The organism is Streptomyces sp. NPDC024687, assembly GCF_055559055.1.
On record NZ_JBVHLJ010000001.1, the window covers coordinates 1,218,507 to 1,239,779 of the forward strand.

The following is a 21,273-nucleotide window of genomic DNA, read 5'->3' on the forward strand; positions in this document are numbered from 1 at the left end:
CCCGCATGACCACTCGCACGCCGATCATGGCGGGCAACTGGAAGATGAACCTCAACCACCTCGAGGCCATCGCGCACGTCCAGAAGCTCGCTTTCGCCCTCGCGGACAAGGACTACGAGGCCGTCGAGGTCGCCGTCCTGCCGCCCTTCACCGACCTGCGCTCCGTGCAGACCCTGGTCGACGGCGACAAGCTCAAGATCAAGTACGGTGCCCAGGACCTCTCGGCGCACGACTCGGGCGCCTACACCGGCGAGATCTCCGGTTCGATGCTGGCCAAGCTGAAGTGCACCTACGTGGCGGTCGGCCACTCCGAGCGCCGCCAGTACCACGCCGAGACCGACGAGATCGTCAACGCCAAGGTCAAGGCCGCCTACAAGCACGGCCTCACCCCGATCCTGTGCGTCGGCGAGGAGCTGGACGTCCGCGAGGCGGGCAACCACGTCTCCCACACCCTCGCCCAGGTCGAGGGCGGCCTCAAGGACCTCCCGGCCGAGCAGGCCGAGTCCGTCGTCATCGCCTACGAGCCCGTCTGGGCCATCGGCACCGGCAAGGTCTGCGGCGCCGAGGACGCCCAGGAGGTCTGCGCCGCCATCCGCGGCAAGCTCGCCGAGCTGTACTCGCAGGAGCTGGCCGACCAGGTCCGCATCCAGTACGGCGGCTCCGTCAAGTCCGGCAACGTCGCCGAGATCATGGCGCAGGCCGACATCGACGGCGCCCTGGTCGGCGGTGCCTCGCTGGACGCCGAAGAGTTCGTCAAGATCGTGCGCTTCCGGGACCAGTGAGTAGGCCCTAGCGGCGATCCGTCGTACCCTTGCGGGGGCATGGCCCTGAAGGCCGTGCCCCCGTCGTTCACCCGAATCCGAGAGAGTTGGTCCAGCCGTGGTTATGGGGTTCTCGATCGCCCTGATCATCTTCAGCGGCCTGATGATGCTGCTGGTGCTCATGCACAAGGGCAAGGGCGGCGGCCTCTCCGACATGTTCGGTGGCGGCATGCAGTCGTCCGTCGGTGGTTCCTCGGTCGCCGAGCGCAACCTCGACCGGATCACCATCGTGGTCGGTCTGCTCTGGTTCGCGTGCATTATCGTGCTCGGTCTCCTCATGAAGACGAACAGCTGAGCGGTCACGCCACACACAGCACGTCCATTCCGCACGTAAGGCCCCATGTTCGGTACGCGCACCTGAGCGCGGCCTATCATGGGGCTTGCGTCTAGGTGTGGGAGCTGTAACTCCAATCACTGGACGCGCGTTGGGCCTTACGTAGACTGAGGCGCTCGCAACGAAGCGACACGTCGACTCGCTTCGCGGCACCATCACGCAGGGAGTTACGACCGTGGCAAGTGGCAACGCGATCCGAGGTAGCCGGGTCGGGGCGGGGCCGATGGGCGAAGCCGAGCGGGGCGAGTCCGCGCCCCGTCTGCGCATCTCCTTCTGGTGCTCCAACGGGCACGAGACGCAGCCCAGCTTCGCCAGCGACGCGCAGGTCCCCGATACCTGGGACTGCCCGCGCTGCGGCTTTCCCGCCGGGCAGGACCGGGACAACCCGCCGGCCCCGCCGCGCACCGAGCCGTACAAGACGCACCTCGCGTACGTACGGGAGCGGCGCAGCGACGCGGACGGCGAGGCGATCCTCGCCGAGGCGCTCGCCAAACTGCGGGGCGAGATCTAGGAGTCGAGAACCGGCCGGGCACCGAGGGGTGCCTGGACGGAGCGGTTTCACAGCCGCGGCCCGGCCGATGGTCAGGGGCTTCGGACGGCTGTGGAGTGCCGCCGTGCTCTCGGCTTTCGCTGACGTGCTGCCGTGGCCTTCTGATGGATGCCCTGATCGCGGGCGCGGCGCTGCCGGCCACCGGCCGGGCGCGGGCACCGCGGGGGACGCGACCGCGATGAGCGCCCGCACAACTGTCGGCCGCGGCCGGGGAAGTGGCGAGCGGCCGGTTCGGTGCCCGCGTGCGACAGGTGCGCGCGGTCCACGGCCCGTTCGCCCAGGCGACGGCCGTCTTCGGTTCACCGGCAGGGTGGAGGACGTACCGGCCGGGATTCTGACGCGGGGCCCGGCCGGGCCCATGGGCGCGGGGGCCCCGATCTGTGCTGCCGCCGCGAGGTTCACCGCGCGCGCCGCCCGGGGGGCTTTGCTCGAGTCCGGTCCGTTCCCTCGCTGATACCCGCGCTCCGCGCGCACGTACCTGTGGTTGCGCCGGGCGCCGACGCCGGCACGGCTCGCGCCCCGCGATGATCAACTAGGTTGGAACAGCTGGGACAGGCACGAAAGAAGGCTGAAGTCGGACATGAACGCAGACGGCCGTACCAGGCTCAACCGGACACCCGAATGGACCGCGCTGGCCGAGCACCGCGAGGAGCTCGGCGAGGTGCGGCTGAGGGAGCTGTTCGCCGCCGACCCCGGGCGCGGCACCGGGTACACACTGCGGGTCGGTGACCTGTACGTCGACTACTCCAAGCACCTGGTCACCGACGAGACGCTGCGGCTGCTGCGTGAACTCGCCGCCGCGACCGACGTTTTCGGCCTGCGGGACGCCATGTTCCGCGGCGAGAAGATCAACCCGACCGAGGACAGGGCCGTACTGCACACCGCTCTGCGCGCCCCGCGTGACGCGGTGATCGAGGTCGACGGGGCGAACGTCGTCCCGGGCGTGCACGCCGTGCTCGACAGGATGAGCGACTTCGCGAACCGGGTCCGCTCCGGCGAGTGGACCGGCCACACCGGCAAGCGGATCAAGAACGTCGTCAACATCGGTATCGGCGGCTCCGACCTGGGCCCCGCCATGGCGTACGAGGTGCTGCGCGGCTTCACCGACCGCGACCTCACCGTCCGCTTCGTGTCGAACGTCGACGGTGCCGACCTGCACGAGGCCACCCGCGACCTGGACGCCGCCGAGACGCTGTTCGTCATCGCCTCCAAGACCTTCACCACGATCGAGACGATCACCAACGCCACCTCGGCCCGCGAGTGGCTGCTCGGTGAGCTGAAGACCGGTCAGGAAGCCGTCGCCCGGCACTTCGTGGCGCTGTCGACCAACGCCGAGAAGGTGTCGGACTTCGGCATCGACACAGCCAACATGTTCGAGTTCTGGGACTGGGTGGGCGGCCGCTACTCCTACGACTCGGCGATCGGCCTCTCCCTGATGATCGCCATCGGCCCGGACCGCTTCCGCGAGATGCTCGACGGCTTCCACCTCGTCGACGAGCACTTCCGCACCGCCCCGGCGGAGGCCAACGTGCCTTTGCTGCTCGGCCTGTTGGGCATCTGGTACGGCAACTTCCACGACGCGCAGTCGCACGCCGTTCTGCCCTACTCCCACTACCTGTCCAAGTTCACCGCCTACCTGCAGCAACTGGACATGGAGTCCAACGGCAAGTCGGTGGACCGGGACGGCAACCCGGTTCAGTGGCAGACCGGACCAGTGGTGTGGGGCACGCCCGGCACCAACGGGCAGCACGCCTACTACCAGCTCATCCACCAGGGCACCAAGCTGATCCCGGCGGACTTCATCGGCTTCGCCGAGCCGGTCGCCGAGCTCTCCGACGTGCTCAAGGCCCAGCACGACCTGCTCATGGCGAACTTCTTCGCCCAGACCCAGGCGCTGGCCTTCGGCAAGACGCCGGACGAGGTGCGGGCGGAGGGGGCGGCCGAGGAGCTGGTTCCGCACAAGACGTTCCGGGGCAACCACCCGACGACCACGATCCTCGCGAAGGAACTCACCCCGTCCGTCCTCGGCCAGCTCATCGCCCTCTACGAACACAAGGTGTTCGTCCAGGGCGCGGTCTGGAACATCGACTCCTTCGACCAGTGGGGCGTCGAACTCGGCAAGGTCCTCGCCAAGCGCGTCGAACCGGCACTCACCGAGGGCGCCGAGGTACCGGGCCTGGACGCTTCGACCAAGGCGCTGGTGGCGACCTACCGCGAGCTGCGCGGACGGCAGTAGAACACCCTCTGTCAGAACTCCTGTGCGTTTTCTGTGCCCATGCCCTAGGGTCACGGTGATTCCGGGGAGACGAGAGGTACGGATGAAGCAGGGGGGACGGGTCGCCGTGGCACTCACGGCGACCCTTGTGGGGGCGGTGCTCGCGGGTTGCGGGCAGCGGGGCACGCCTCCCGAAGACGCTTACCGCAGTCTGGAGAGTGTTCCGGAGAAGCTCGGCCCGGACGGTACGACGATCGCCGTCGGCAACCCGCACGCCCCGGTGACGGTGCACCTCTACGAGGACCCACGGTGTCCGGTCTGCGAGGAGTTCGAGTCCACCGGCGCCGGCCCGGAGCTGCGCGAGGCGACCGTGCGGGGCGAGGCGCGGACCGAGTACACCCTGGCGTCCTTCCTGGACGACAGGCTCGGCGGCAGCGGCTCGAAGAAGGCGGTCAACGCGCTGCGGGCGGCGCTGGCGCAGGGCAGGTTCGCGGAGTACCACCAGGTGCTCTACCGCCACCAGCCCGAGGAGGCCGAGGACGGCTTCACCGACGCCCGCCTGCTCGAACTGGCCGAGCAGGTCGACGGCTTGCGTGGACCGGCCTTCGACTCGGCGGTGAAGGACATGAAGTACCAGGCCTTCGTGAAAGCTTCCGAGAAGGCATACGAGAGCGCCGGCGGCAGTGCGGAACCCAAAGGCCCGGGCACACCGACCGCAGTGATCAACTACAAACGCGTCCCGGACGACTACAACGGCCTGCTCTTCGACGCGCCGCTGTTCTCCGACCTGCTCCGGCAGATTCGCAAGGCGCCGGGGGAGTGGGGAGCGTACGACTTCCCGGACGTCACAGGAGCGCCGGGCCTCTCCTGAGAGAGACCCGGCGTCGACTGCCGTACGCGGGGCTGGTGTTACGACGAAGCCGGCGGATACAGCGACCTCGGCAGCTGGGAGGCCGCCGCCGAGTCCAGCAGCCACAGGGTGCGGGCCCGGCCGCGTGCGCCCGCCGCCGGGGCCTGGATCTCGCCCGCGCCGGACAGGGCGATCGCCGCGGCCTGCGCCTTGTCCTCGCCGGCGGCGAGCAGCCACACCTCGCGCGCGGAGCGGATCGCGGGCAGGGTCAAGGAGATCCGGGTCGGCGGGGGCTTCGGGGCCCCGTGGACACCGACGACCGTGCGTTCCGTCTCCCGGACCGCCGGGAGCTCGGGGAACAGGGACGCCACATGGGTGTCCGGGCCGACGCCGAGCATCAGCACGTCGAAAGTCGGGACCGCGCCATGGTTCTCGGGGCCGGCCGCGCGGGCCAGCTCCTCGGCGTAGGCCGCCGCGGCCGCCTCGACGTCGTCCCCGTGCGGACCGTCCGACGCGGGCATGGCGTGCACGCGCTTCGGGTCCAGCGGTACGGCGTCGAGCAGGGCCTCGCGGGCCTGTGTGTCATTGCGCTCCGGGTCGCCCTCGGGCAGGAAGCGCTCGTCGCCCCACCACAGGTCCAGGCGGCCCCAGTCCACGGCGTCCCGGGCGGGGGCCGTGGCGAGGGCGGTGAGCAGGCCGTTGCCGTTGCGGCCGCCTGTGAGGACCACCGACGCCGAGCCCCGGGAGGCCTGCGCGTCGACGATCTTCGTGATCAGACGGGCCGCGGCGGCCTGCGCCATCAGCTCCTTGTCGTGGTGCACGACCAGCTGCGGAGTGCTCACTTCGCCGCCTTCCCGGACAGGCCGGAAGGGACCGGCTTCAGCGATGCCGACGGCGCCGCTTCCCGCCCGGAAGCTTTCGCAGGGCCCTCGACAGGGGCTTTGACGGCGACTTCCGCGGAGGCTCCGGCTGCGGCCGGCTCCGCGGAGACGGAATCTCCGGAGCCGGGTCCGCCGGCACCGGAGCCGGGTTCTCCTTTGGGAGCAGGTTCCGGAAAGGGCACCGACGGGTTCAGCCGTTCCACCCCGAACCGCAGCGCGGAGGCGTACGTGTCGTCCGGGTCCAGCCTGCGCAGCTCCTCCGCGATCAGCTCGGCCGTGTCCCGGCGCTTGAGCGCCACCGCACGGTCCGGCTGCCCCTGGATGGAGAGCGTGGCCAGCGAGCCGTCGGCACGGTCCAGGACGATCGGACCGCTGTCCGTGTGCATGCGGACCGCCGTGAGGCCGGGACCGTTCGACAGCGACCGCTTCACCGGCACGTCCAGCCGGTCCGCCAGCCACATCGCCAGCAGCTCGCAGCTCGGGTTGAACTCCTCGCCCTCCACCTCGACGGCCTCCACCTTGCAGGTGACCTGGTCGAGTGCGGCGGCCAGCATCGAGCGCCACGGCGTGATCCGGGTCCAGGAGAGGTCGGTGTCGCCCGGCGTGTAGGCGTCGGCGCGTGCCGTCAGCTCACGCACCGGCTGCTCCGAGGCGTACGTGTCGGTGACCCGCCGCTGGGCGAGCGCCCCGAGCGGGTCCCCGGCCGGGTCGAGCGGTGCGTCCGACGGCCACCAGACGACGACCGGCGCGTCCGGCAGCAGCAGCGGAAGGACGACCGACTGGGCGTGGTCGACGACCTCGCCGTACAGCCGTAGCACCACTGTCTCGCCGGTGCCCGCGTCCGCGCCCACCCGTACCTCGGCGTCGAGGCGGGACTGGGTGCGGTCGCGAGGACTGCGCGACACCCGCTTGATGACCACCAGCGTCCGCGAGGGGTGCTCGCGGGACGCGTCGTTGGCGGCCTTGAGGGCGTCGTAGGCGTTCTCCTCGTCCGTGACGATGACGAGGGTGAGCACCATGCCGACGGCCGGTGTGCCGATGGCGCGGCGGGCCTTGACCAGGGCCTTGTTGATCTTGCTGGCCGTGGTGTCCGTGAGGTCTGTCTTCATGGCCGGCGCCAGCTCCGTCCCTCTCGTGCGAGCATTTCGTCCGCCTCGACCGGGCCCCAGGTACCGGAGGGGTACTGGGCGGGCTTGCCGTGCGTGTCCCAGTACTCCTCGATCGGGTCGAGGATCTTCCAGGACAGCTCGACCTCCTCCGTACGGGGGAAGAGGTTCGAGTCGCCGAGCAGGACGTCGAGGATCAGACGCTCGTACGCCTCGGGAGAGGACTCCGTGAACGACTCGCCGTAGGCGAAGTCCATGGACACGTCCCGGATCTCCATCGAGGTGCCCGGCACCTTGGAGCCGAAGCGGACGGTGACGCCCTCGTCGGGCTGGACGCGGATGACGATCGCGTTGGAGCCGAGCTCCTCGGTGGCCGTCGTGTCGAAGGGGGAGTGCGGTGCCCGCTGGAAGACCACCGCGATCTCGGTGACCCGGCGGCCGAGCCGCTTGCCGGTGCGCAGGTAGAAGGGGACGCCCGCCCAGCGGCGGTTGTCGATCTCCACCTTGATGGCCGCGTACGTGTCGGTCTTGGACTGCGGGTCGATGCCGTCCTCTTCGAGGTAGCCGACCGCCTTCGCGCCGCCCTGCCAGCCCGCCGCGTACTGTCCGCGCACGGTGTTGAGTCCCAGGTCCTTCGGCAGCTTCACCGCGCCGAGCACCTTGGTCTTCTCCGCGGCCAGCGCGTCCGCGTCGAAGGAGGCGGGCTCCTCCATCGCGGTGAGGGCCATCAGCTGGAGCAGGTGGTTCTGGATGACGTCACGGGCAGCACCGATGCCGTCGTAGTAGCCGGCCCGGCCGCCGATGCCGATGTCCTCGGCCATGGTGATCTGCACGTGGTCCACGAAGGACCGGTTCCAGATCGGCTCGAACATCGTGTTGGCGAAGCGCAGCGCCAGGATGTTCTGGACGGTCTCCTTGCCCAGGTAGTGGTCGATGCGGAAGACCTGGTCCGGGGCGAAGACCTCCTCGACGGTCGCGTTGAGCTCCTCGGCCGACTTCAGGTCGTGGCCGAAGGGCTTCTCGATGACCGCGCGCCGCCAGGAGCCGCTCGACTGGTCGGCCAGCCGGTGCTTCTTCAGCTGCTGGATGACCACGGGGAAGGCCGACGGCGGCACGGACAGGTAGAAGGCGAAGTTGCCGCCGGTGCCCTGCGCCTTGTCGAGTTCGTCGATGGTGTCGCGCAGCCGCTCGAACGAGTCGTCGTCGTCGAAGGTGCCCTGGACGAAGCGCATCCCCTGGATGAGCTGCTGCCAGACCTCCTCGCGGAACGGCGTCCGGGCGTGTTCCTTGACGGCGTCGTGGACGACTTCCGCGAAGTCCTCGTTCTCCCAGTCCCGCCGGGCGAAGCCGACCAGTGAGAAGCCCGGCGGCAGCAGACCCCGGTTCGCGAGGTCGTACACGGCGGGCATGAGCTTCTTTCGTGACAAATCGCCCGTGACGCCGAAGATGACCAGGCCCGACGGCCCCGCGATACGCGGGAGCCGTCGGTCGGCGGGGTCACGCAGCGGGTTGCTGCTCGACAAGATGTCAGCCCTCCGAGGGGGCGAGGCGCTGAAGCTCCGCCTCGGTCGACTTGAGCAGGTCGTTCCAGGCCGCCTCGAACTTCTCGACGCCCTCGTCCTCCAGGAGCTGAACCACCTCGTCGTACGAGATGCCGAGCTTCTCCAGCGCGTCGAGGTCGGCGCGCGCCTGCTCGTAGGTGCCCGAGACGGCGTCGCCGCGGATCTCACCCTGCTCCTCGGTGGCGAACAGCGTCGCCTCCGGCATGGTGTTCACCGTGTTCGGCGCGACCAGTTCCTCGACGTACATGGTCTTCTTGTACGCGGGGTCCTTGACGCCGGTTGAGGCCCACAGCGGACGCTGCTTGTTCGCGCCGGCGTTCTCCAGCTTCGCCCAGCGCTCGCCCGAGAAGACCTCCTCGTACGCCTGGTACGCCAGGCGCGCGTTGGCCAGACCGGCCTTGCCGCGGGCGGCCTTGGCCTCGTCGGTGCCGAGCGCGTCGAGGCGCTTGTCGATCTCGGTGTCCACGCGGGACACGAAGAAGGACGCCACGGAGTGGATCTTCGACAGGTCCAGACCCCGCTCCTTGGCCTTCTCCAGACCGGCCAGGAAGGCGTCCATGACCAGGCGGTAGCGCTCCAGCGAGAAGATCAGCGTGACGTTGACGCTGATCCCGAGGCCGATGACCTCGGTGATCGCGGGGATGCCGGCCTGGGTGGCCGGGATCTTGATGAGGGTGTTGGGGCGGTCGACGAGCCAGGCGAGCTGCTTGGCCTCGGCGACGGTCGCCTTGAGGTTGTGCGCCAGGCGCGGGTCGACCTCGATGGACACGCGGCCGTCCTGGCCGCCCGTCGCGTCGAAGACCGGGCGCAGGATGTCGGCGGCGTCGCGGACGTCCGCCGTCGTGATCATGCGGATGGCCTCTTCGACGGACACCTTGCGGAAGGCCAGGTCGGAGAGCTGCTGGTCGTAACCGTCGCCCTCGGAGATCGCCTTCTGGAAGATCGACGGGTTGGTGGTGACGCCCACGACGTGCTGCTGGTCGATCAGCTCGGCGAGGTTGCCGGACGTGATCCGCTTGCGCGACAGGTCGTCCAGCCAGATCGCCACGCCTTCCTCGGAGAGGCGCTTGAGTGCGTCTGTCATGGAATTACATCTCCTAAGTCGTATGTGAGCGTCAGCGCTGGGCGGCGGCGAGAGATTCCCGTGCCTGTGCGGCCACGTTCTCGCCGGTGAAGCCGAACTCCCGGAAGAGGACCTTGGCGTCCGCGGAAGCACCGAAGTGCTCCAGGGAAACGATGCGGCCGGCGTCCCCGACGTACTTGTGCCAGGTCAGACCGATACCCGCCTCGACCGCGACACGGGCCCTCACGGACGGAAGCAGGACGCTGTCCCGGTACCCCTGGTCCTGCTCCTCGAACCACTCCACGCACGGCATGGAGACGACACGCGTCGGCACACCGTCGGCCTGGAGCTGCTCACGCGCCTCGACGGCCACGTGCACCTCGGAACCGGTGGCGATCAGGATGACCTGCGGCTCGGTGTCCTGCCCGGAGGGCCCTTCGGCCTCGAACAGGACGTAACCGCCCTTGGCGGCGTCCTCGTTGGGCTCGTACGCCGGCACGCCCTGACGGGTCAGCGCCAGGCCGTGCGGGGCACCCTTGCCGAACTCCTTGGTCCAGCGGCCCAGGATCTCGCGCCAGGCGATCGCGGTCTCGTTGGCGTCCGCGGGGCGGACCACGTTCAGACCGGGGATCGCGCGCAGCGAGGCCAGGTGCTCGACCGGCTGGTGCGTCGGGCCGTCCTCGCCCAGACCGATCGAGTCGTGCGTCCACACGTACGTCACCGGCAGGTGCATCAACGCCGAGAGCCGGACGGAGTTGCGCATGTAGTCGGAAAAGACGAGGAACGTACCGCCGTAGATACGGGTGTTGCCGTGCAGCGCGATGCCGTTCATCTCCGCGGCCATGGAGTGCTCGCGGATGCCGAAGTGGATCGTGCGGCCGTACGGGTCCGCCTCAGGCAGCGGGTTGTCCGCCGGGAGGAACGAACTGTTCTTGTCGATCGTCGTGTTGTTGGAGCCCGCGAGGTCGGCGGAGCCGCCCCACAGCTCGGGGATCACGGCGCCGAGGGCCTGCAGGACCTTGCCGGACGCGGCACGGGTCGCGACGCCCTTGCCGGGCTCGAAGACCGGGATCGCCGACTCCCAGTCCTTGGGCAGCTCACCCGCGGCGACGCGCTCGAACTCGGCCGCGCGCTCGGGGTTGTTGTTCCGCCACTCCTGGAAGGACTTCTCCCACTCGGCCTTCGCCTGGCGGCCGCGCTCCAGCGCCTGCCGGGTGTGGTTGATGACCTCGTCGGACACCTCGAAGGACTGCTCGGGGTCGAAGCCCAGCACCCGCTTGGTCGCCGCGACCTCGTCGTCGCCGAGCGCCGAGCCGTGGGCGGCCTCGGTGTTCTGGGCGTTCGGGGCGGGCCAGGCGATGATCGAGCGCATCGCGATGAAGGACGGCCGGTCGGTGACCGCCTTGGCCTTCTCGATCGCCTCGAAGATCGCGACCGGGTCCAGGTCGCCGTTGGCCTGCGGCTCGACACGCTGGACGTGCCAGCCGTACGCCTCGTAGCGCAGAGCCGTGTCCTCGGAGACGGCCGTCTCGGTGTCGCCCTCGATCGAGATGTGGTTGTCGTCCCACAGCAGGATCAGGTTGCCGAGCTTCTGGTGGCCTGCCATCGAGGACGCCTCGGCGGAGATGCCCTCCTGGAGGCAGCCGTCACCGGCGATGGCGAAGACGAAGTGGTCGAAGGGGGAGGTGCCCTCGGGCGCCTCCGGGTCGAACAGACCGCGCTCGTAGCGGGCGGCCATCGCCATGCCGACCGCGTTGGCGACACCCTGGCCGAGGGGACCGGTGGTGGTCTCCACGCCCTTGGTGTGGCCGTACTCCGGGTGGCCCGGGGTCTTCGAGCCCCAGGTGCGGAAGGCCTTGAGGTCGTCCAGCTCCAGGCCGAAACCGGCCAGGTACAGCTGGGTGTAGAGGGTCAGGGACGAATGGCCGGCGGACAGCACGAAGCGGTCGCGCCCGACCCAGTCGGGGTCGGCCGGGTCGTGCCGCATCACCTTCTGGAAGAGGGTGTAGGCGGCGGGAGCCAGGCTCATCGCCGTACCGGGATGGCCGTTACCGACCTTCTGTACGGCGTCGGCGGCCAGGACGCGGGCGGTGTCGACGGCCCGCTGGTCCAACTCGGTCCACTCGAGGTCTGTGGTGGTCGGCTTGGTGCTCACCCTGGGTCAGGGCTCCTCTCCACATGTCACGCATGTCGAAATGCCGGTGCACGGGACGCCCGGCCGTTGTCGAGCCTACCCCCGCAAGTACGTGCGTCTTTTCGAGTCATTCCAGACTGCCGGGCCGGGCGGGGATCCGCTTGCCGACTGGCCCGTACCGGCATTCGGCAAGTGAATACGCAGCCGCTCGTACGAGTGCTCAACCGAGTGGCGCCGAGCTCTTCCGGGGCCGTCCCCGGACACGATCCGACCCCCGCGAATGCCCGGGTATGGGCAACGTCTACAGTGGCGTGGTACGCGCGAGCCTTTACCGGTACTTCACACGGGTGAGGCTCGCTGGGATGTCTCTGTAGGGGTGTGCGTGACGGCCGTCGAATCCCGTCCAGCCGGAGTGCTGGGGGAGAGCAAGAGCTCGAGTCACCGGCCGTTCGGGGCCCGTGTCAAGGCATTCGTGGCGCTGACCAAGCCCCGGATCATCGAGCTGCTGCTGATCACCACCGTTCCGGTGATGTTCCTGGCGCAGCAGGGTGTGCCGGATCTGAAGCTGGTCCTGCTGACCTGTGTCGGCGGCTATCTCTCGGCCGGCGGCGCCAACGCGCTCAACATGTACATCGACCGTGACATCGACGCGCTCATGGACCGCACCTCGCAGCGTCCACTGGTGACCGGCATGGTGTCGCCGCGCGAGTGCCTGGCCTTCGGCATCACGCTGGCGGTCGTCTCGACGCTGCTGTTCGGCCTCACCGTCAACTGGCTGTCCGCCTGGCTGTCGCTCGGAGCGCTGCTCTTCTACGTCATCGTCTACACGATGATCCTCAAGCGTCGTACCTCGCAGAACATCGTGTGGGGCGGCATCGCCGGCTGCCTGCCGGTCCTCATCGGCTGGTCCTCTGTCACGAACTCCATGGCGTGGGCGCCGATCATCCTCTTCCTGGTCATGTTCTTCTGGACGCCGCCGCACTACTGGCCGCTGTCCATGAAGGTGCGCGAGGACTACGCGCGCGTGGGCGTGCCGATGCTTCCGGTGGTCGCCTCCAACAAGGTCGTCGCGAGGCAGATCGTCCTCTACAGCTGGGTGATGGTCGGGGTGTCGCTGCTGCTGCAGCCGCTCGGCTACACCGGCTGGTTCTACACGGCGGTCGCGCTGCTCGCGGGCGGCTTCTGGCTGTGGGAGGCGCACGGCCTGCAGAACCGGGCCAAGGCCGAGGTGACGGGCGCGAAGCTCAAGGAGATGCGGCTGTTCCACTGGTCGATCACCTATGTGTCGATCCTCTTCGTCGCCGTGGCGGTCGACCCCTTCCTGAGGTGAGGGTCACGTCGCCGTCCCCTCTACCCGTCGGTAGCATCCTGGTCATGGCAGACACGCAGCAGGTTGACGCGAAGGCCGAGCGCAAGGTCGCCCGGCTCGCCAAGCAGATCAGCGCCTTCTCCAAGGAGCACGGCGGCGCCGAGGGCCAGCTGGCCTACATCGGCGAGCGCGGCACCCGGATCGTCCTCGTCGGTGAGGACGGCGGCTGGGGCGACCTGGTGGCCCCCTCGTACGAGATCGCCGAGAAGGCCGTCGAGAAGTCCGGCATCACTGTTCACGAGGAGTTCGACGGCGAGTTCGCCGCGAAGGTGAAGACCGGGCCGTACGAGTGGAGCCGGATGGCGGGCATCCAGGTCGGCGGCCCCTCGAACGACTGAGCAACGCGCTTCGAAAGGGCGCGGGGCTGTAGCACTGTCCGGGGTGTCGGGGTGAGCCGGGTCAGCGCTCCGGAGCGCACGTCGGCGACCCAGACTGGGCCTGACCGGCCACGACGGACCCGCAGTCGCGCGAAGGCCGGCAGGGTCCCTCAGCGTGGGCGAAACGGCTCAACCCGCGGCGCGCTTCGCACGGGGTGTGTGACAGCAACACCTGACGCCCGGTTCACCCGTTAGGACCTGTAGCAAGCGCACAGTCCTGCCACGGGGAGCCCGGATGATCGAAACGCCGTCCCTCGTGGACCAGTACTGCCACGGCGTACTGAGGACGGAGCTGGGTCTCGGCACCTTCGAGGCCCAGCTGGCCCGCACCGAGGGCCCGCCCGCCCCGGGGACCACCCTGTTCGACACCCAGACGGGGTTCGCCGTACGGCGGTGGTGCCCGCCCCTGCTCGACCTGGAACCGCACTGTCCGCCCGCCCGCTACCTGGCCCGGCGCCGTGAACTGGGCGTCCTGGAAGCGGGCCGCCGGCTGCTCCGCGGCAGCGGCATCACGACCTATCTGGTCGACACCGGACTGCCCGGCGACCTCACGGGACCCACCGAACTGGCCTCCGCCGCGGCCGCCGAGGCCCGCGAGATCGTGCGCCTGGAACTCCTCGCCGAACAGGTCGCCGACACCTCCGGCACGGTCGAGTCCTTCCTCGCCAACCTCGCCGAGTCGGTGCACGGGGCCGCCGCGAGCGCGGTCGCCTTCACCTCGGTGGCGGGCGTACGGCACGGACTGGCGCTCGCGCCCGAGCCGCCGGGGCCCGGAGAGGTGCGGGGCGCGGCCGGCCGGTGGCTGGCGGGCCGCCGGGTGGGCGGCGAGCTGTCCGACCCCGTCCTGCTACGGCACCTGCTGTGGATCGCGGCCGCCTCCGGCCTGCCCCTCCAACTCCACGCCGGGCTCGGCGAACCGGGCCTGCGCATCGACCGCACGGACCCCGTCCTGCTCACCGACTTCGTCCGGGCCACCGCGGGCCTCGGCACCGACCTCGTCCTGCTGCACAGCTACCCCTATCACCGGCACGCCGCCCATCTCGCCGGGGTCTTCCCGCACGTCTACGCCGACTCCGGCGCCGCCCTCGCGCGCACCGGCGCCCGCGCGGCGACCGTCCTCGCGGAGATCCTGGAACTGGCCCCCTTCGGCAAGATCGTCTTCTCCAGCGGGGCCCACAGCCTGCCGGAACTGCATGTGGTGGGCGCCCGCCTGTTCCGTGAGGCGCTGGCCCGGGTGCTGGGCGGCTGGGTCACGGAGGGGGCCTGGTCGCTGGCCGACGCGCAGCGGGTGGCGGGGCTCATCGCGGCGGGGAACGCGCGCAGGGTTTACGGGCTGGAGTGAGCTGTACAGGATGGGATGCATGCAGACCGAGGTGTTACTCGACCGCTTCCTGACCGGGCTCGCCCCGCTCGAGCCCGTCGCCGTCTGGGCCCACGGCTCGCTGGCCGGCGGCGACTACCAGGAGGGCCGCAGTGCCTGGATCTGATCGCCGTACTCGACCGGCTGGGGCCGCGGACGGTCTGGCGGCTGGCGACGCTGCACGCGCGGCTGCGGGCCGAGCCGCTGTCCGGGCAGCTGCACTGCACCTACCTGACACCGTCGGCCGATCCGGGCCGCCGCCACCTCACCTGGGCGCACGAGGAGCTGTTCAAGCGGCCGGTCACCGCGGTGACCCAGCGCGAACTGCACAGCTTCGGGCGGGTGCTGCTGGGGAAACCGCCCGCGGAACTGCTGCCGCCGGTGTCGGACCGCGAGCTCGCCGACTTCGTCGTCCGTGACCAGCGCGACTTCTGGCGCCCGGCCCTCGACAACGCCCCGCTGTGGACGCGGGACGTGTGGGTCGACGGGGGGCTGCTGACCTTCGCCCGCGCGAGCGTCACCCTGCGGGAAGGGCGACTGATCAGCAAGCGCGAGGCGCTGGAACTGCTGCCGGGGCTCGGGGCGCCCGTGGAGCTCGTCGAGGACATCCGGCGGCGCCGCTACGGCGAGCCCGGACCCGCCGTCGAGAACAGGGCGGCGCTGACCCGCGGCTACCTGGGCCCGGCGATCGACGAACTGGTGGCGGCGTACGACTGAGCCGGTACCTCGGACGGCTCCCCCTCGGACCGCTCCCGCAGGGCCAGCAGGACGCGCAGGACACCGATCCACACCAGGGCCGAGCCGAGCATGTGCAGACCGACCAGGAACTCGGGCAGGTCCGTGAAGTACTGGACGTAGCCGATGACGCCCTGGGACAGCAGGACCAGGAAGAGGTCGCGGGTGCGGTGCAGGGGGCCCTTGGGGGCGTCGACCGCCTTGAGGATGAACCACAGGGCGAAGGTCAGCGACACCACGATCCAGGCCAGGACGGCGTGCACCTTGGCCACCGTCTCCCAGTCCAGCGGCATCCGGTCGACCTCGCTGGAGTCACCGGCGTGCGGTCCGGCGCCGGTCACGACCGTGCCGACCAGGATCAGCAGGGCGGCGGCCGCGACCATGAACCACACCAGCTGCTGCACGGGCCTGCCGACCAGCGGGCGGGGTGCCGTGTCGCCCTCACGGGTGCGCTGCCACATCACCGCGGCGACCGTGATCAGGGCCGTCGTCGCCACGAAGTGCGCCGCGACGGTGTACGGGTTGAGACCCACGAGCACGACGATGCCGCCGAGGATCGCGTTGCTCATCACGATCCAGAACTGCGCCCAGCCCAGCCGGGTCAGGCTGCGCCGGTACGGCTTCTCGGAGCGCGCGGCGATGATCGCCCACCCGACGGCGGCGCACAGCACGTACGTCAGCATCCGGTTGCCGAACTCGATGGCCCCGTGGAAGCCCATCGCGCTGGTCGCGGTCAGCGAGTCGTCGGTGCACTTGGGCCAGGTCGGGCACCCGAGCCCCGACCCGGTCAGCCGCACCGCCCCGCCGGTGACCACGATGACCACCGCCATGACGAGCGCGGAGAGAGCCGCCCGCTGAACCGTCCGGGGGGTCGGGGTCCAGCGTGCGGCGATGAAGGCGAGCGGGTTGCGGACGGCCGCTACGGCGTCGGCACGGGTCAGGTTCGGCACGCTTTCCATCGTAGGGGGCAGCTTGTGCACGCTTTCACGAGGGCCCCCTACTCCCAGTGGCCCCCTACTCCCAGCGGAAGAAGCGTCCCGCCAAGGCCAGGCCCGCCACCGCCCACACCGCCAGAATCCCCAGATCTCCCCATGGCATCCCGGTCCCGTGCTGGAGCACGTCCCGCAGGCCGTCGGACAGGGCCGTGATGGGGAGCAGGCTCAGTACGTCCTGGGTGCTCGAAGGGAACTTGGACAGGGGGACCATCACTCCGCCGCCCACCAGCAGCAGGAGGAAGACCAGGTTCGCCGCCGCCAGGGTCGCCTCCGCCTTCAGGGTGCCGGCCATCAGGAGGCCGAGGCCCGAGAAGGCCGCCGTGCCGAGGATCAGGAGCAGCAGAACGGCGAAGGGGTTGCCGTGCGGGGACCAGCCCAGCGCGAAGGCGATCGCCGTCAGGAGGATCACCTGGAGGATCTCCGTCACCAGGACCGACGCCGTCTTCGCCGTCATCAGGCCCCAGCGGGGGAGCGGGGAGGAGGCCAGGCGCTTCAGGACGCCGTAGCGGCGCTCGAAGCCGGTCGCGATCGCCTGCCCGGTGAACGCCGTGGACATGACCGCGAGGGCGAGGACACCGGGGGTGAGGAAGTCCACGGCCTTGCCTTGGCCCGTGTCGATGATGTCCACCGAGCTGAACAGGACCAGCACCAGGGCCGGGATCACCACCGTCAGCAGGAGCTGCTCACCGTTGCGCAGGAGCATCTTGGTCTCCAGGACCGCCTGGGTCGCGATCATGCGTCCCAGGGGCGCCGCGCCCGGCTTCGGGGTGTACATACCGGTGGCTGTCACGCGCGCAGCTCCTTGCCGGTCAGTTCGAGAAAGACGTCTTCCAGGGTGTGCCGTTCCACCGAGATCTTCTCCGGCATCACGCCGTGCTGGGCGCACCAGGACGTCACCGTCGCCAGCAGCTGGGGGTTGACCTTGCCCACGACCCGGTAGGAGCCGGGGGTCAGTTCGGCCGCCGAGCAGTCCGCCGGGAGGGCCTTGAGCAGGGAGCCCACGTCGAGCCCGGGGCGGCCCGTGAAGCGCAGGGTGTTCTCCGCGCCGCCCCGGCACAGCTCCTCCGGGGTGCCCTGGGCGATGACCCGGCCGCCGTCGATGATCGCCACGTCGTCGGCGAGCTGCTCGGCCTCGTCCATGTAGTGCGTGGTCAGGACCACCGAGACACCGTCCGCGCGCAGGTCGCGGATCAGGTCCCAGGTCGCGCGGCGGGCCTGCGGGTCGAGCCCCGCGGTCGGCTCGTCCAGGAACACCAGTTCCGGCCGGCCCACGACGGCCATGGCCAGAGCCAGGCGCTGCTGCTGGCCGCCCGACAGCCTGCGGTACGTCGTCCTGCCGCAGCCGTCCAGGCCGAGGCGCTCGATCAGCGCGTCCACGTCGAGCGGGTGCGCGTGCAGTCTCGCCATGTGCCGCAGCATCTCGTCGGCCCGGGCGCCCGAGTACACGCCCCCGGACTGGAGCATCACGCCGATCCTCGGGTGCAGTTCACGGGCCTGTCGCACCGGGTCGAGGCCCAGGACCCGTACCGTGCCGGAGTCCGGCTTCCGGTATCCCTCGCAGGTCTCCACCGTCGTCGTCTTGCCGGCCCCGTTGGGCCCGAGAACGGCGGTCACGCCCGCCCGGGTCACCAGGTCGAGGCCGTCCACGGCGGTCTTCGTGCCGTACCGCTTCACCAGGGCGTGGACCTGGACCACGGGCTCACTTCGCATGCGCCCGAGTCTAGGTTCGCGGCCCGCGCCGCAGTCGGGCGGGTGCAGGATCTCCACCCAGCGCATTTCCGGGAACGTCCTCCCGTGAGCGGTGCAGCGTCAGCCACCGCTGCGCGTACCGCACCGCGTCCGCCACCGGGAACAGCCGTACGTCGGCCGCGCCCGCCTTTCCCCGTACGACGACGCCGCTGTCCCGCTCGAAGTCGTACCCGAGCTCGTCGAAGCGGTCCGAGGTGATCGAGACCTCGGTGACCACCTCCCAGCCGTCCGGTCCAGGGCGGCCGACCCGCACCCGGGGGGCCGGGACGCGGTACTCGGCGAGATGGAAGCCGGTGCAGGTGTCGTAGCCCGCGCCGAGGAGCAGCACACGCGCGTGGAGGGCCTCGAGGCGGGCCAGGGGGCTCTGCTCGCCGAGACGGCAGTCGGGGGCGTGGCCGTCGAGCACGTCACGCGCGCGGGGGCCTGTCGCCGCGAAGGAGGTCTGCGGGTGCGCGCTGCGCAGGGCGCCGGGCCAGGTGCGTACGGTCTCCGGAATCACGCCGACTCCGCGTGAGGGCGTGACGAGGGGGTCGTAGGCGGGCATGGTCGCCCGGATGGTGTCCCACCACTCCTCGGGCACCGGGGGGTTGCTCCACACCGCCGGGTCCGAGAGGTCGCCGGTCTGGGTGGGGACCACCAGGGTGCCGTCCGGGCCCAGGACGTCCAGGAGGGCCTGGACCACCGCGACCGGGCCGCCGCAGACCCAGCCGAGGGAGCTCAGGGAGGAGTGCACGAGCAGGATCTCGCCGCTTGTGACCCCCAGCTCGCGCAGGTGTCCGGCGAGGGTCTCGCGAGTGACAAGTGGGCCGGTGGGAGGTGGTATCGGCATCCTCGCGAGTGTTCCCGACAGGACGGCCGGACGCCACCCGTTTGATCGATCAAAGATCGTTTCCCCAGGTCAGGTTAGGAGTACCTAAGTGATGTAGGGCACCGTCCCTCGCGGTGGACGCGGGTTGCCCGGTCCTGAGGAATTACGCAACAATGGCGTTGTGAAAAACGTCGGCGAGGCTCGGGAGACCCCCACGGGGGCCCCTCAGGAGGAGCTCGCGACCGGTGAGCGGTCCACCCGCAACCGCGTCGCGCGATCCATCCTGGACCACGGCCCGTCGACCGTCGCCGAGCTGGCCGGACGGCTGGGGCTCACCCAGGCGGCCGTACGACGTCATCTGGACGCGCTGGTGGCCGACGACGTCGTCGAGGCGCGGGAGCAGCGGGTCTACGGCGCGCGCACGCGTGGCCGACCCGCCAAGGTCTTCGCGCTCACCGACTGCGGCCGGGACGCCTTCGACCAGTCGTACGACAAGCTCGCCGCGGACGCCCTGAGCTGGATCCAGGAGCGCTTCGGCGGGGACGAGGCGGTCGTCGCCTTCGCACGCGCGAGGATCGCCGCGCAGGCCGAGGAGTACCGCAAGGTCGTCGAGGCCGCCGCCCCCGAGGAGCGCACCGAAGCCCTGGCCAAGGCCCTGAGCGCGGACGGGTACGCTGCTACGGCGCGCAGCGCACCGGTCGGCGAGCAGCTCTGCCAGCACCACTGCCCGGTGGCCCATGTCGCGGAGAAGTTCCCCCAGCTCTGTGAGGCGGAGACCGAGATCTTCTCCCAGCTGCTCGGAACGCACGTCCAGCGACTGGCCACCATCGCGCACGGCGACGGCGTCTGCACGACGTTCATCCCCAAGATTTCCCACATGTCTGATCACGCATCTGCAAGCACGGCCGGGAGGAACCCCGCATGACTCTCCCCACGGAGACTGCCCACCCCGAGCTCGAGGGCCTGGGCAAGTACGAATACGGCTGGGCCGACTCCGACACGGCCGGCGCTTCCGCGCGGCGCGGTATCAACGACGACGTCGTCCGCGACATCTCCGCGAAGAAGAACGAGCCGGAGTGGATGACCAAGCTCCGCCTCAAGGGTCTGCGCCTGTTCGGCAAGAAGCCCATGCCCAACTGGGGCTCGGACCTCTCCGGCATCGACTTCGACAACATCAAGTACTTCGTGCGGTCCACGGAGAAGCAGGCGGAGTCCTGGGAGGACCTGCCCGAGGACATCAAGAACACGTACGACAAGCTCGGCATCCCCGAGGCGGAGAAGCAGCGCCTCGTCGCCGGTGTCGCGGCCCAGTACGAGTCCGAGGTCGTCTACCACCAGATCCGCGAGGACCTGGAGGAGCAGGGCGTCATCTTCCTGGACACCGACACCGCTCTCAAGGAGCACCCGGAGCTCTTCAAGGAGTACTTCGGCACCGTCATCCCGGTCGGCGACAACAAGTTCGCGTCGCTGAACACCGCGGTGTGGTCCGGCGGCTCCTTCATCTACGTGCCGAAGGGCGTGCACGTGGAGATCCCGCTCCAGGCCTACTTCCGTATCAACACGGAGAACATGGGCCAGTTCGAGCGGACCCTGATCATCGTCGACGAGGGTGCCTACGTGCACTACGTCGAGGGTTGTACGGCCCCGATCTACAAGTCGGACTCGCTGCACTCCGCGGTCGTCGAGATCATCGTCAAGAAGAACGCCCGCTGCCGTTACACGACCATCCAGAACTGGTCGAACAACGTCTACAACCTGGTCACCAAGCGCGCCGTGGCGTACGAGGGCGCGACCATGGAGTGGATCGACGGCAACATCGGCTCCAAGGTGACGATGAAGTACCCGGCCGTCTACCTGATGGGCGAGCACGCCAAGGGCGAGACCCTGTCCATCGCCTTCGCGGGCGAGGGCCAGCACCAGGACGCTGGCTCCAAGATGGTCCACATGGCGCCGAACACCTCCTCCAACATCGTCTCCAAGTCGGTGGCGCGCGGTGGCGGTCGTACCTCCTACCGCGGTCTGGTGGAGATCGGCGAGGGCGCGCACGGCTCCAAGTCCAACGTGCTGTGCGACGCGCTGCTCGTCGACACCATCTCCCGCTCCGACACGTACCCCTACGTGGACGTCCGCGAGGACGACGTGTCCATGGGCCACGAGGCGACCGTCTCCAAGGTCTCCGAGGACCAGCTCTTCTACCTGATGAGCCGTGGTCTGAGCGAGTTCGAGGCGATGGCGATGATCGTGCGCGGCTTCGTCGAGCCCATCGCGAAGGAGCTGCCGATGGAGTACGCGCTGGAGCTCAACCGGCTGATCGAGCTGCAGATGGAAGGCGCGGTCGGCTGACGCCCGCCCCCTTTCGGACAC

Annotated in this window: 19 protein-coding genes and 1 pseudogene; 11 read left to right on the plus strand and 9 right to left on the minus strand. The window is 69.8% G+C overall.

Annotated features, from left to right (window positions below):
* The first annotated feature begins 5 nt into the window (after positions 1 to 5).
* The 5 genes from tpiA (at position 6) to ACZ39I_RS05450 (ending at position 4,791) form a co-directional block, all read left to right on the plus strand.
* Positions 6 to 782 (plus strand): triose-phosphate isomerase, encoded by a 777-nt coding sequence (tpiA, locus tag ACZ39I_RS05430; protein ID WP_467242932.1) that lies wholly within the window; start codon positions 6 to 8, stop codon positions 780 to 782.
* Positions 783 to 885: 103 nt separating this feature from the next.
* Positions 886 to 1,116, plus strand: coding sequence for a preprotein translocase subunit SecG (gene secG / locus ACZ39I_RS05435; protein WP_031057628.1), 231 nt, complete (start codon positions 886 to 888; stop codon positions 1,114 to 1,116).
* 214 nt (positions 1,117 to 1,330) lie between these two features.
* Positions 1,331 to 1,666, plus strand: coding sequence for an RNA polymerase-binding protein RbpA (locus ACZ39I_RS05440; protein WP_010352468.1), 336 nt, complete (start codon positions 1,331 to 1,333; stop codon positions 1,664 to 1,666).
* A gap of 619 nt (positions 1,667 to 2,285) precedes the next feature.
* Positions 2,286 to 3,941 carry a glucose-6-phosphate isomerase gene (gene pgi / locus ACZ39I_RS05445; RefSeq protein WP_467242933.1) on the plus strand — a complete coding sequence of 552 codons (1,656 nt, stop codon included), beginning with the start codon at positions 2,286 to 2,288 and terminating at the stop codon, positions 3,939 to 3,941.
* A gap of 82 nt (positions 3,942 to 4,023) precedes the next feature.
* Positions 4,024 to 4,791: a DsbA family protein gene (locus ACZ39I_RS05450; protein ID WP_467242934.1), complete on the plus strand. Its 768-nt coding sequence runs from the start codon at positions 4,024 to 4,026 to the stop codon at positions 4,789 to 4,791.
* A 38-nt stretch (positions 4,792 to 4,829) separates the two neighbouring features.
* Here ACZ39I_RS05450 and pgl read toward each other — a convergent pair whose 3' ends face one another.
* The 5 genes from pgl to tkt are packed head-to-tail and all read right to left on the minus strand — an operon-like array spanning position 4,830 to position 11,537.
* Positions 4,830 to 5,612, minus strand: coding sequence for a 6-phosphogluconolactonase (pgl, locus tag ACZ39I_RS05455; protein WP_467242936.1), 783 nt, complete (start codon positions 5,610 to 5,612; stop codon positions 4,830 to 4,832).
* Positions 5,609 to 6,760, minus strand: a complete 1,152-nt coding sequence (gene opcA / locus ACZ39I_RS05460) for a glucose-6-phosphate dehydrogenase assembly protein OpcA (protein WP_467242938.1) — start codon at positions 6,758 to 6,760, stop codon at positions 5,609 to 5,611. The genes pgl and opcA overlap by 4 nt, the downstream gene beginning before the upstream one ends.
* On the minus strand, positions 6,757 to 8,283 hold the full coding sequence (gene zwf / locus ACZ39I_RS05465; RefSeq protein WP_467243325.1) for a glucose-6-phosphate dehydrogenase: 1,527 nt from the start codon (positions 8,281 to 8,283) through the stop codon (positions 6,757 to 6,759). The genes opcA and zwf overlap by 4 nt, the downstream gene beginning before the upstream one ends.
* 1 nt (position 8,284) lies before the next feature.
* Positions 8,285 to 9,403 carry a transaldolase gene (tal, locus tag ACZ39I_RS05470; RefSeq protein ID WP_467242941.1) on the minus strand — a complete coding sequence of 373 codons (1,119 nt, stop codon included), beginning with the start codon at positions 9,401 to 9,403 and terminating at the stop codon, positions 8,285 to 8,287.
* 31 nt (positions 9,404 to 9,434) lie between these two features.
* A complete protein-coding gene (gene tkt / locus ACZ39I_RS05475) occupies positions 9,435 to 11,537 on the minus strand; it encodes a transketolase (RefSeq protein WP_467242943.1) in 2,103 nt (700 codons plus the stop codon).
* A gap of 355 nt (positions 11,538 to 11,892) precedes the next feature.
* Between tkt and ACZ39I_RS05480 the strand changes: the two genes are divergently transcribed.
* The 4 genes and pseudogenes from ACZ39I_RS05480 to ACZ39I_RS05495 all read left to right on the plus strand — a co-directional run bounded on the left by ACZ39I_RS05480 (position 11,893) and on the right by ACZ39I_RS05495 (position 15,339).
* Complete coding sequence (locus ACZ39I_RS05480) at positions 11,893 to 12,846, plus strand: heme o synthase (RefSeq protein WP_467242946.1); 954 nt, start codon at positions 11,893 to 11,895, stop codon at positions 12,844 to 12,846.
* A 44-nt stretch (positions 12,847 to 12,890) separates the two neighbouring features.
* The gene (locus tag ACZ39I_RS05485) at positions 12,891 to 13,223 is read left to right on the plus strand and encodes a hypothetical protein (protein ID WP_352390560.1); all 333 of its coding nucleotides are present in this window, start codon (positions 12,891 to 12,893) and stop codon (positions 13,221 to 13,223) included.
* Positions 13,224 to 13,497: 274 nt separating this feature from the next.
* Positions 13,498 to 14,604 carry an amidohydrolase family protein gene (locus tag ACZ39I_RS05490; protein WP_467242949.1) on the plus strand — a complete coding sequence of 369 codons (1,107 nt, stop codon included), beginning with the start codon at positions 13,498 to 13,500 and terminating at the stop codon, positions 14,602 to 14,604.
* Between the two features lie 19 nt (positions 14,605 to 14,623).
* Positions 14,624 to 15,339: pseudogene (locus ACZ39I_RS05495) on the plus strand (DUF4111 domain-containing protein).
* On the opposite strand, the gene ACZ39I_RS05500 reads toward ACZ39I_RS05495, so the two are convergent.
* Genes ACZ39I_RS05500 through ACZ39I_RS05515 form a run of 4 tightly spaced genes read right to left on the minus strand, consistent with a single transcriptional unit; the run spans position 15,294 to position 18,930 of the window.
* Complete coding sequence (locus tag ACZ39I_RS05500; RefSeq protein ID WP_451476624.1) at positions 15,294 to 16,316, minus strand: COX15/CtaA family protein; 1,023 nt, start codon at positions 16,314 to 16,316, stop codon at positions 15,294 to 15,296. The pseudogene ACZ39I_RS05495 and the gene ACZ39I_RS05500 sit on opposite strands and share 46 nt — an antisense overlap.
* 55 nt (positions 16,317 to 16,371) lie before the next feature.
* Positions 16,372 to 17,142 carry an ABC transporter permease gene (locus ACZ39I_RS05505; protein WP_467242952.1) on the minus strand — a complete coding sequence of 257 codons (771 nt, stop codon included), beginning with the start codon at positions 17,140 to 17,142 and terminating at the stop codon, positions 16,372 to 16,374.
* Positions 17,139 to 18,062, minus strand: coding sequence for an ABC transporter ATP-binding protein (locus ACZ39I_RS05510; protein ID WP_403657950.1), 924 nt, complete (start codon positions 18,060 to 18,062; stop codon positions 17,139 to 17,141). The genes ACZ39I_RS05505 and ACZ39I_RS05510 overlap by 4 nt, the downstream gene beginning before the upstream one ends.
* 10 nt (positions 18,063 to 18,072) lie before the next feature.
* Positions 18,073 to 18,930 (minus strand): AAC(3) family N-acetyltransferase, encoded by an 858-nt coding sequence (locus tag ACZ39I_RS05515; protein WP_467242956.1) that lies wholly within the window; start codon positions 18,928 to 18,930, stop codon positions 18,073 to 18,075.
* 160 nt (positions 18,931 to 19,090) lie between these two features.
* On the opposite strand from ACZ39I_RS05515, the gene ACZ39I_RS05520 reads away from it, so the two are divergent.
* Together ACZ39I_RS05520 and sufB are read left to right on the plus strand one after the other, a co-directional pair.
* Positions 19,091 to 19,834: a helix-turn-helix transcriptional regulator gene (locus ACZ39I_RS05520; RefSeq protein WP_403657956.1), complete on the plus strand. Its 744-nt coding sequence runs from the start codon at positions 19,091 to 19,093 to the stop codon at positions 19,832 to 19,834.
* The gene (gene sufB, locus ACZ39I_RS05525) at positions 19,831 to 21,252 is read left to right on the plus strand and encodes a Fe-S cluster assembly protein SufB (RefSeq protein WP_352390552.1); all 1,422 of its coding nucleotides are present in this window, start codon (positions 19,831 to 19,833) and stop codon (positions 21,250 to 21,252) included. The genes ACZ39I_RS05520 and sufB overlap by 4 nt, the downstream gene beginning before the upstream one ends.
* The last annotated feature ends 21 nt before the right edge of the window (positions 21,253 to 21,273 follow it).

Coding starts and splice junctions, on each gene's coding strand:
- tpiA (WP_467242932.1), top strand. CDS start 6: ATGACCACTCGCACGCCGATCATGGCGGGCAACTGGAAGATGAACCTC.
- secG (WP_031057628.1), top strand. CDS start 886: ATGGGGTTCTCGATCGCCCTGATCATCTTCAGCGGCCTGATGATGCTG.
- pgi (WP_467242933.1), top strand. CDS start 2,286: ATGAACGCAGACGGCCGTACCAGGCTCAACCGGACACCCGAATGGACC.
- ACZ39I_RS05450 (WP_467242934.1), top strand. CDS start 4,024: ATGAAGCAGGGGGGACGGGTCGCCGTGGCACTCACGGCGACCCTTGTG.
- opcA (WP_467242938.1), bottom strand. CDS start 6,760: ATGAAGACAGACCTCACGGACACCACGGCCAGCAAGATCAACAAGGCC.
- tal (WP_467242941.1), bottom strand. CDS start 9,403: ATGACAGACGCACTCAAGCGCCTCTCCGAGGAAGGCGTGGCGATCTGG.
- ACZ39I_RS05485 (WP_352390560.1), top strand. CDS start 12,891: ATGGCAGACACGCAGCAGGTTGACGCGAAGGCCGAGCGCAAGGTCGCC.
- ACZ39I_RS05490 (WP_467242949.1), top strand. CDS start 13,498: ATGATCGAAACGCCGTCCCTCGTGGACCAGTACTGCCACGGCGTACTG.
- ACZ39I_RS05500 (WP_451476624.1), bottom strand. CDS start 16,316: ATGGAAAGCGTGCCGAACCTGACCCGTGCCGACGCCGTAGCGGCCGTC.
- ACZ39I_RS05510 (WP_403657950.1), bottom strand. CDS start 18,062: ATGCGAAGTGAGCCCGTGGTCCAGGTCCACGCCCTGGTGAAGCGGTAC.
- ACZ39I_RS05515 (WP_467242956.1), bottom strand. CDS start 18,930: ATGCCGATACCACCTCCCACCGGCCCACTTGTCACTCGCGAGACCCTC.
- sufB (WP_352390552.1), top strand. CDS start 19,831: ATGACTCTCCCCACGGAGACTGCCCACCCCGAGCTCGAGGGCCTGGGC.